This window comes from Halanaerobium salsuginis (assembly GCF_900114545.1).
Classification (GTDB): Bacteria; Bacillota; Halanaerobiia; order Halanaerobiales; family Halanaerobiaceae; genus Halanaerobium; species Halanaerobium salsuginis.
Genome location: NZ_FOTI01000064.1, coordinates 1 through 9,995, shown reverse-complemented (window position 1 = coordinate 9,995; position 9,995 = coordinate 1). Strand labels below are relative to the sequence as shown.

At 29.9% G+C, this 9,995-nt stretch carries 9 protein-coding genes and 2 pseudogenes; 6 read left to right on the top strand and 5 right to left on the bottom strand.

Annotated elements, in window-relative coordinates:
- Positions 1 to 289, top strand: a 289-nt coding sequence (locus tag BMZ74_RS13590) for an ATP-binding protein (protein ID WP_143070186.1), incomplete at its 5' end; no start/stop codon positions are given.
- On the opposite strand, the gene BMZ74_RS13585 is transcribed toward BMZ74_RS13590, so the two are convergent.
- From BMZ74_RS13585 to BMZ74_RS13570, 4 genes are all read right to left on the bottom strand, one after another.
- Positions 286 to 1,026: a hypothetical protein gene (locus BMZ74_RS13585; RefSeq protein WP_089862756.1), complete on the bottom strand. Its 741-nt coding sequence runs from the start codon at positions 1,024 to 1,026 to the stop codon at positions 286 to 288. The two genes, BMZ74_RS13590 and BMZ74_RS13585, sit on opposite strands and share 4 nt — an antisense overlap.
- A 184-nt stretch (positions 1,027 to 1,210) precedes the next feature.
- Positions 1,211 to 3,169: a hypothetical protein gene (locus tag BMZ74_RS13580; RefSeq protein ID WP_089862755.1), complete on the bottom strand. Its 1,959-nt coding sequence runs from the start codon at positions 3,167 to 3,169 to the stop codon at positions 1,211 to 1,213.
- 226 nt (positions 3,170 to 3,395) lie between these two features.
- Complete coding sequence (locus BMZ74_RS13575; protein ID WP_089862754.1) at positions 3,396 to 3,896, bottom strand: TIR domain-containing protein; 501 nt, start codon at positions 3,894 to 3,896, stop codon at positions 3,396 to 3,398.
- Between the two features lie 44 nt (positions 3,897 to 3,940).
- The gene (locus tag BMZ74_RS13570; protein WP_089862753.1) at positions 3,941 to 5,359 is read right to left on the bottom strand and encodes an SIR2 family protein; all 1,419 of its coding nucleotides are present in this window, start codon (positions 5,357 to 5,359) and stop codon (positions 3,941 to 3,943) included.
- A gap of 273 nt (positions 5,360 to 5,632) precedes the next feature.
- Between BMZ74_RS13570 and BMZ74_RS13565 the strand changes: the two genes are divergently transcribed.
- From BMZ74_RS13565 to BMZ74_RS14570, 5 genes and pseudogenes are all read left to right on the top strand, one after another.
- The gene (locus BMZ74_RS13565; protein WP_089862752.1) at positions 5,633 to 6,061 is read left to right on the top strand and encodes a helix-turn-helix domain-containing protein; all 429 of its coding nucleotides are present in this window, start codon (positions 5,633 to 5,635) and stop codon (positions 6,059 to 6,061) included.
- The gene (locus BMZ74_RS13560; RefSeq protein WP_177181458.1) at positions 6,039 to 6,311 is read left to right on the top strand and encodes a helix-turn-helix domain-containing protein; all 273 of its coding nucleotides are present in this window, start codon (positions 6,039 to 6,041) and stop codon (positions 6,309 to 6,311) included. Before BMZ74_RS13565 ends, BMZ74_RS13560 begins: the two co-directional genes overlap by 23 nt.
- Positions 6,269 to 6,943 carry an IS3 family transposase gene (locus tag BMZ74_RS14405; RefSeq protein WP_143070184.1) on the top strand — a complete coding sequence of 225 codons (675 nt, stop codon included), beginning with the start codon at positions 6,269 to 6,271 and terminating at the stop codon, positions 6,941 to 6,943. The genes BMZ74_RS13560 and BMZ74_RS14405 overlap by 43 nt, the downstream gene beginning before the upstream one ends.
- A gap of 527 nt (positions 6,944 to 7,470) precedes the next feature.
- Positions 7,471 to 8,960 (top strand): annotated as a pseudogene (gene ltrA, locus BMZ74_RS13550) (group II intron reverse transcriptase/maturase).
- Positions 8,961 to 9,042: 82 nt separating this feature from the next.
- Positions 9,043 to 9,309 (top strand): annotated as a pseudogene (locus tag BMZ74_RS14570) (transposase); the annotation flags it as partial.
- Between the two features lie 62 nt (positions 9,310 to 9,371).
- Here BMZ74_RS14570 and BMZ74_RS13540 read toward each other — a convergent pair.
- Positions 9,372 to 9,683 carry a hypothetical protein gene (locus tag BMZ74_RS13540; protein ID WP_089862748.1) on the bottom strand — a complete coding sequence of 104 codons (312 nt, stop codon included), beginning with the start codon at positions 9,681 to 9,683 and terminating at the stop codon, positions 9,372 to 9,374.
- Positions 9,684 to 9,995: the final 312 nt, after the last annotated feature.

Here is a 9,995-nt window from a genome sequence, read left to right as displayed (position 1 = left end):
ACTCAATAGAGTTTTAAAATGTGATCTTTTAATTATTGATGACATCATGTTTATGGCAATGGAAAAGCAGGAATCCAACCTCTTTTTCCAGCTGATAAACAAACTGTATGGTCAGACTTCAATTATTATTACCTCAAATAAAGGACCTTCAGATTGGGGTGAACTAATAGGCGATCAGGCAATTACAGCTGCGATATTAGATCGCATAGTTCACAAGTGCGAAATCATCAATTTAGATGGTGATAGCTACAGATTGACTCACAGAGAAACCATTTTTGGAAAATCTTAGGTGTAAAATCTTAATGAGCGAAAAGTGTAAAATATTATTTGACATTCACAATTGCTTGTCCAATTACCTTCAATAAAATCTTCCTTTTTATGAAATGAAGCCATAATACCAACTATTATAGAAAAATGTTCTTCTAAAGAATAACCGTAAGTATCTTTAAACTTTAAATTAAAATCCACATATTCTTCTGGAATATATAAATCCTTGTTCCTTGCTAAGTCAATATAAATATGTTTAGATCTTGCAATTGATGCAAGAATATCCTCTTCTTTATTAAATGCTTTATTTCGAACCATTTCATATTTAATATTTTCAGGATCCTTTTCATATAAATAGTCTGAAACAATTAAGCACAAATAAATTACTTCAAATATACCTTTATCAATATTTATATATTCAGGAAGTTTATTTTTATCACCATATGCTAATAACCACTTCCATAAGGATAATAAACCTTGTGGCGAATATAGCAAATAATTATCTATTTTTTTAAACTTATGTTTTAAGGTTTCTTCTGTTCCAAATAATTCTTTCTCTAGAGCTGAGAAGTAATTCTTGAATAAATCTTTTATTTTATCGTTATCTACTTCTAGATATGTAATTTGGGATAATATATATAGTAAACCACCCAGTGGTAAAGTAGAAAGCGCTTCTTTCAATACATCTCTATCATGCTTTCGTTGGAATAGTTCTGAATATGTAGCAAACAATTTTACACTCTTAATAAATTCATCCATAAATAACCCTCCGTTAGAAGAATTTCATATATCGTCCCACAGATTCTACGAAATTCATCAATCTAAGCTAAACTTGGTTTAGTTTGATGAATTTGGGTGCATTAAGGAAGGAACGAAACCGTAAACCTTACACTTATGCGATGTTTTAATTTCTTTATAGCTTTCAATATCAATATTGTTAACTTTAAATATTCGTCTCAACTTCAAATTTTAGATTCTCTAAAACTTTTTCTGGATAATCATTAAATGATTTTATTTTTACAAGATCAATAATATCTTGTTCAGAAAGTACTAATATTAACTTTTTGGGTCTTTGATATAAATAATCCCTTTGTTTATCCCTACCACCATCAGATAAACCTTTTCTAGAAAGAATAATTCCAAATTGACCAATTGCATCCTTTCCCAAATAATCTGAAATTTGTCTAAATCCATCATTCCCTATAGTAGAACTTTTATTTTTACATTCAATAATTATATTATTGCAATTATAAAAATGTCTGACATTATTCCAAAATGTAATTTCACTTGTATTAGATAAAATAATATCTCTAATATCTTTACCATTATAATTTCTAGATTGAATTTTCATATTAAAATTTTCAAATGACTCTTCAAATACAAATTTTAATATATTATTACATATATTTTCAAATTGTTTCCATCCTTCAAGACCCACAGGGCAATTCTTAAGTTTATTTATGAGATTCTCTGCTTTGTTTACTTTCAACTCTTTCATTTCATTTTTAACAATATTCTCTTTTAAAAACGGATATATAATTTCGTTAATTAATGCTATATCTAAATTAATGTTTTTAAAAATAAAATTTTTGGCTTCTCTAAAAAAATCATTAACATCCTTAATAATTATATTATCTATATCTATAAACTTATTTTTAATTGTTTCTGTAACTACCGTTTGACATATTATTAAATAATTATTATTACTAGTTTTATATTTTAAAACTTTTTTCATGTCAAAGTCTTCATCTTTTTCAAATCTTATAATACTATATACTAGACTCTTTCCTGTTAAAAAATCCCTTTTTATTACTAAATTGTTGTTATTTTTTTTTATAATATCCATTCCCATAAGACTTAAAATTTCAGACGTAAACTTTTTATATGATATTTCATTAAAATTAATTTCAAATAAACGAACTAATTCCTCCTTTAATTCTATTTTTATAGAAGACTTAATCATATCCATACTGTCTTCTTTATATGAATCAAAACCTAATCCTAAATCTATAGTAACATCTTCAAAATCATTGCCTATTTCTTCATCTAAAAAGGTAATTTCCTTTATGTAATTATTAAAATTAATTTTTATATCACCAGAATTTGTATCATGTTTAGCAACGCATAATGCCAAATCAGAATCATGTACTGTATTAGGTATTTTTTTATTATTTTTACAAACCAAAACTTTTAAATCTACACCATTGTAATAAGAAAAATGATTACAAAGTCCAGGATATGTTTTTTGAGATATATTTTTATATGTTTCCCACCATTTTTTTAAATATTGTTCCAGTATTTCTTTATTTTTCTTTTTTAATTTTATAGCATTATTTATATTAAAATTATTAATTATATCTTTTAACCTATTTATTTCATTACTAATAGATTTCAATTCATAATAAATCATTTTTTCAGCTTCATAATTATATATTCTATATGGAGGTATTTCTTCTATTCCTAATTCGAAGTAATCTTTCAATTTACTATAATAAACTAAATTAGAATAGTAATTACTTAGTTCTTTTGAAATCAAAATATCTTGTGAAAACAAAAAATAACTACTAATAATTTCTAATAATTTTCTATAATTCGTTAATTCTATATGATTAATATTATTTTCTTCACGTATATTGACATCTATATATAAAAAAATGTCTTTTTGGTCATGCGCATAATTTAATAATTTTCTTAATAATTCTTTTGACTCAACCTCTATTATTTTATCATTAATTTTTAACTTGCTATTTATAAAATCATAAATATCTGAGTGTCTTAAACAAACATTAATAAAATTTTTAATTTCACTCATTTTCTTTTCACTAAATTTTTTTCTAATATTGCTTATATCTGCAAGATATTCATATGTTTTTTCAAATAAGTTAGATTTTGTATCGTTCAAAATTATTCCCCCTTTATAATATATACTTTAAATTAAAATCTTGCAGTCACGATAGGATTACCGGTTATCCAGTCACCCCCGCACAGATCCCGGCGTGCGGAACTACCGCACCGAGCTTTTCAAGAATACTCACTTTTCGTAATCAGACAAAATTGATATTATGTTGGGCGCAGCTTTCTTTATTAAAAGGTCATTATTTTAAGTAACAAACATTAAAAATAAATAACTAATATGTGTCTTTTTTGTTAATAGCATCTTCTATTAGCTGCTCTATATTTTCTTTTATATCATCATATACGTATTTGCTTGATTTATAGGAAGAATCAAAACATGTAGCATATTTTGAAAGACGTTCATTTGAATTTTCTATATAAAATTGATAAAAAGGATTGCTACCTTTACTAGTTTGATTACCTTCGCGATCTTTTATATTATGTATATATATTCCAACAATTCCTTTATTAAGTTCATATGCTTTCTTAATTTCATATTTAATCCATTTACGACCAGACGTTGTTGCACCAATTAATACTACAAGACATGAACGTTTTGCCATTTGCGAATCTATCCACTCTTTGATTTTTTTATCTGATTTCTCTTTAACTTCTTCCCAATCATTATCAGAAAAAGTTGAACTACTGTGAACCTTTCCCATATTCCTAACTTGACTAGCCCTCCAATTGTCCTTGTTGTACTCAAAACTAAAAAAAACTTGTCTTTTTGCCATAGAAATACCCCTTTCATATTTTTGATTTGCTCCATAAATTTTTTTTACTTTATTCGAAGTTCACAGACTATTGTAGTTATTAATTTTATTAATTTATCTGGATCACTTTCTATTCCCAAATCTTCTAAGTAATCATTCAAATAAGGATAATTATCAATGTTTTCTTTAATTTCATCGTAAATATTCTTTGCAGCTCCTCCAGTAGATCCAACTGGAATAATTATCTTTCCTCTATCTTTTGCAATCTGAAACTCCTCAAGCATACCGTCAGCAATTACTACCTCATTATTAACTACTTTGTTACCAAAAATAAAAATAGCTATACCACAATTCTTTATCATTTCAATTCTATAATTAGTCCAATGTTCTTTTATCGAAGAATCTAGACCTGAAACTAATTGAGGAAATGGACGTAATAGGAGATGCTCATTTATATGCTTATACTTATTTGTAGTTATTTCTTCTAAAGCACCATTGATTATTGTACTACCAATGCCTAACCCAAATCCGGAAATGATTCTAAAATTATTTTTTACAATTGCTTTAGAAAGATTATGAGTAAATTTAGTTACCTTATCATTGTTCCACCCATCAACCATTACAGACATACTTCCTGATATAAAAACATTATTCAAATTACAACTTTCTTCAATTGTTTTCAATATACCTGTAATTTGATTGTAATCTTCAAGCATCACTGCCTGAATTCCATATCGACTTAAATCATTAATAACTAACTCCTGTTTTGCTTTATTATAAGCAAATTCTTCTTTATCCCCACAATTGCTAACTTTTTCAAAAAAACAATAATGGGTTCTCATAGATTTACCTAATAGAGCCTTAATTCTTCCTAAAATAAAATTTAAATTGGGGTCCTCAAAGCTAAAACCAATAAACAAAAATGTTTTAGATACCAAGTCCCCCTTTAAAGCAGTTGAGAATAATGAATGGGTAATGCTATATGTTTCATAATCATCTTTAATTAATACTGCTTTTGCCGGATCTCTAACATCTCCATGCATTTTATACACTACCGCATCTCTGTCATAAATATTAGTTGCTAAGCTTTCTTGTGAAATTTTTATATCTGGTTTCCTATTATTTGTTTTAAGTCCTTCTTCAATTAATTCATCATAATTTGTAGTCCAATATGTAGAAATTGGTAGACGAGTTAGAATATCAATATTTTTATTGTAAGTTGCTTCTTTTGTATATTCATTTATTATTCTCTGATTAATTTCATGACGTGTACCTTGTTGATTATAGTAGTATTGTGCTATTGATAATAAATCATGTTCCTTATCTAAATCCAATCCAATTTCTGCCGCAAATGGTCTTAATAGATCTTTCCAATTTACATATCCAGACGGTTTCGAAAGTCCAGCACCTGCAAAGACTGCAGCATACCCTTCAGAAATTGCGTTAATATATTTCTTTATAAATGTTTGAATTGAAATAGTCATATTACATCCTCCCTAGGTTTTTAATACCAACAATCTAAAATATACGTTTTAATAAGATTTTGCGACAATTTTATATAACGTAATATTACCGAACTCAGGTAGAGTTGATATATATTACATTTAAGAATTAATATCCTATAATATACTATTATAATACTCTAAAAAAGTACCATTTCCTGCATAAAAAGAAAAAAACCGCATTTCTGATATGCTCCCCTTATGGTAGACAGAATAAATAATAAAAATCTGTCTATTAGAAAGGGGAGTTTTTTAATGCCTAGAAAAAGTAAATATTCAGCAAAAGAAAAATATAAAATATTAATGGAACATGAAAACGGAATGAGAGTAATTAATAGAATATGTCACAAATACGGGATTGATAGAGCAACTTTCCAAATATGGAGATATAAATACAATAAATATGGTATAGAAGGTTTACGTGTTTTAAAGGCTAATAAGAAATATTCAAAAGAGTTAAAAGAAAAAGCTGTCAAGGAATATCTTTCTGGAGAGAGTTCATTAAACGAGATAGTAAGAAAATATGAGATCTCAAGTAAGTCAGTGGTACTCCAATGGATAACAAGGTATAATAGTCATAGAGAGTTAACAGCAACGGGGAAAGGGATGAATAAATCTATGACTAAAGGCAGAACTACTACCTGGAAAGAAAGACTTGAAATTGTACTGTATTGCAAAAGATAAAGACTACCAAGAAACTGCTGAAGTTTATCATGTATCATATCAGCAAGTTTATCAGTGGGTTAAAAAATATGAAACAGGTGGTGGAGATGCTTTAAAAGATCGTAGAGGGAGGAAAAAATCTAGAGAAGAGTTAACACCTAAAGAAAAAATAAAGCTTAAAATTAAAGAAATCGAGTCAGAAAATGAAAGACTTAAAGCAGAGAATGCATTTCTAAAAAAGTTGGAAGAACTAGAAAGGAGGCGGTCTTAAGCCGTGTTTGGAAGGAAAACAAATATATAGCTATTAAAGAGGTTCATGAAGAAGTAGGCTATCCTATTGTACTTTTATGTGATATAGCAGAAGTTACACGAGCAGCTTACTATAAATGGTTAAATCGCAAAGAAACTAATAATGAAAAAGAAAATAAAATCTTAATAACTGAAATTACTAAACTATATGAAGAAGTTAGCGGTATTTATGGCTATAGAAGAATGACTCTAAATATAAATAAACGATTAAAGAAAAGCTTTAATCATAAACGTATTCATCGACTTATGAGGATTACAGGATTAAAATCTGTTATTCGTAGAAAAAAGAGACGATATGTTAAAGCAAATCCACAACAAGTAGCAGAGAATCTTTTAAACCGTGAATTTAAGGCTGAAAATATAAATCAAAAATGGCTTACAGATGTTACTGAATTTAAATATGGAAATTCTAAAGCATATTTAAGTGCAATTATAGATTTATATGATAAATCAATAGTTTCTTATGTACTAGGTCATTCAAATAATAACAGACTTGTTTTTAAAACTCTAGATAAAGCTTTAGAAAATAACCCAGGAGCAGCTCCAATGATACATAGTGACAGAGGATTTCAAGTGCGACAAGAAGTTGCGTAATATACTGTCGAAAGACTATCCTATCCATTCGGGGTAACTCTATCGTGACTAGCGCGGATGGCAACGTCTGGGTTAGAAAGCTCACGAGACAATGTAGAAGTTCGGATAGCCTAGAATTGGAACAACTGCTAGAGTAAGAATGCTATGGAGAACGTAAAGTGAATCACTGTAGGAATCGTTACGCTGGAGAAAGCGAAATAAGCTGATACGCTTCGACCAAAATGGTAAGGAGTCAAGCAAAGGCGATTTGATAAACCAATGCGGATGGATAAAGAACTCCCGGTTCAAAGGTGGCTCCTAAGGCACTCACAATTATATATTACACAGAACTTGGTAAACCCTATATGTTCCACTGTAAAGAGGTATCTAACCGCAAGGAGATGAAAATACATAGAGGGCAGACGAAAAAGATAAAAAGCGAATGCTGATTTTATAATGACATCAGATAGGGGTTCAAAATTTGCCCTAACCTGAAAGGGTGCAAACTTATCTAACGGTATTTCTTGGCAGGAAAGGATTGTAAACCTATGAATTTTAGTAATTCAATGACGGATAAAACCGAGAGACTAAAAGACACAAAATCACTTACCAACCAATGGGAGTCCATTGATTGGCTAAAAGTTAAACATAATGTTAATAGGCTACAGACTCGAATCGCCAAGGCAACAGCAAACGGTGACACTAATAAAGCCAAAAGGTTACAATACCTACTCACCCATTCTTTCTTTGCCAAAACTTACGCAGTAAGAAAAGTAACTACTAATAAAGGTAAAAACACTTCAGGTGTAGACAAAAAACTATGGTCAACATCTGCCTCAAAAATGAAAGCTGTACTTTTGCTTACCGATAAACACTATAGAGCAAAGCCGCTTAAACGTGTATATATTGCAAAGAAAAGCAAAAACAAAAAGCGGCCATTAGGAATACCAACTATGTATGATCGAGCTATGCAAACATTATATGCTCTGGCACTTGAGCCCATTGCTGAAACCAAAGCAGATACTATCTCTTTTGGGTTCCGTCGAGGAAGAAGTGCAAAAGATGCATGTGAACAAATATTTTGTGTGCTCGCTAGGAAATGCTCACCAACATGGATACTTGAAGGAGATATTAAAGGCTGCTTTGACAACATTAATCATGAATGGCTACAATCTAACATTCCTATGGATAAAAGGGTCATGAAACAATTCCTGAAATCAGGTTTCATATACGAAGGAAAATTATTTCCGACAGAAACAGGTTCTCCACAGGGTGGAGCCATCTCTAGTCTATATGCAAATATAACATTAGATGGTCTTGAAAAAGTTATCCAGGATAGATATCATCGAAACTCTAAAGGTAACATAGAAAACCATTATCGTGCTAAAACAAAAGTAAACCTAGTTCGATATGCTGATGACTTCATCATTACTGCAAACTCAAAAGAGATTGCAGAAGAGCTCAAATGCATTGTCAGTACATTCCTCGAATCCCGAGGACTAATGTTATCAAAAGAAAAGACAACAATCACGCATATAGATGATGGATTTGACTTTCTTGGTGGACATTTAGAAAGTTCAAAGGAAAACTCATTGTGAAGCCTTCCAAAAGTTCTATCAAAAGCCTAATTAAGAAATGCTCTAGTATCATTCTTACAGAAGGGAAAGCAAGTACACAATCTGACTTAATACGGAGACTAAATCAAGTCATTAGGGGTTGGACCAACTACCATAAACATGTTGTAGCAAGTAAAATATTCTCATATGTCAATAATGCACTTTATCACCTACTGCATATATGGGCTAAGCATCGCCACCCAAACAAGAATAAATGGTGGCGATTAAATAAATACTGGCATGCTAAAAATGAGAAACCATGGGTATTTATGACTGATGACTATACGCTCATTAACCTTAGGAGAATAAAAATCATTAGGCATCCCAAATTACAAATTTCAAAAACTCCTTTCTTGGATAGTAAATATTTTATCAAAAGAAAGATGAAACTTCATGTACCTGTTGCCGCCCGAAAAGGTTAAGAAATGCTTGAGCCGTATGAGTTGGAAACTCTCACGTACGGTTCTTAGACTAGGGAAAGGGAGTAATCCCTTTTCTTTAGTCGAGTATACCTCTTACGGATTTAAAAGAAGAGTGGATGCGGCGGGAATGACCCAAAGTATGTCTAGAGTTGGTAGATGTATCGATAATGGTCCAATGGAAGGTTTTTGGGGAATCATAAAAAGTGAAAAATACTATTTAAATAAATATAATACTTATGAAGAACTATCTAATGCTATAGATGATTATATTAGTTTCTATAACAATGACAGACTACAGAAAAGATTAAACGGCCTCTGCCCATTAGAATATAGAGCTTTAGCCGTTTAGTAAGTTTTTATTATTTTAATTGTCTACTTGACAGGGTGCAGTTCATTCTGCGGTCTCTATAACTAAAATTTCTTGCTATAACCCAATTTTAACTTACCATCTTCCCATTTAACATCCAGTCCCTCTTCATTTTTCACTTTCCCCTTAATATGATATGAAAGTTTCTTTTTATCCTGATCACTGACTTTATAACCAGACTCTTCAAGTTCTTTTAATACCTGATCGATAATATCGTTAATAGTATTGATATATTTATTATCCGGTAACTTCATTAATACCCCATCAATAATATCATCAACCTCTGCCAGGATAACTGCTCCTTTTCTTAAGTAAGGATCAGTTCCTGGGAAAAAGTGATTAAGAATGACAAACACAAGTGATAATGCTGGTATTGAAGCTAATACCACATTTGTATATGATAATTTAAAAGTGACCCAGGATAATAATTTAAAATTGACCCGTTTAAATAGATAATATAAACTGTCCATAATAAAATATAAATTATGGGCAGGTGAAAAAGGTGATAAAATTGAATGATAAAGCCAATATTCTAATTAAACATTTTGTCGAGGGTCAATCAATTAGAAAAATATCTAGAGAGTCAGAATTTTCAAGAAATACTATCCGAAAATATATCCGAGATCATGATGAAAAACTTCAGGATCTGGATAAAGCAAAATCCAGAG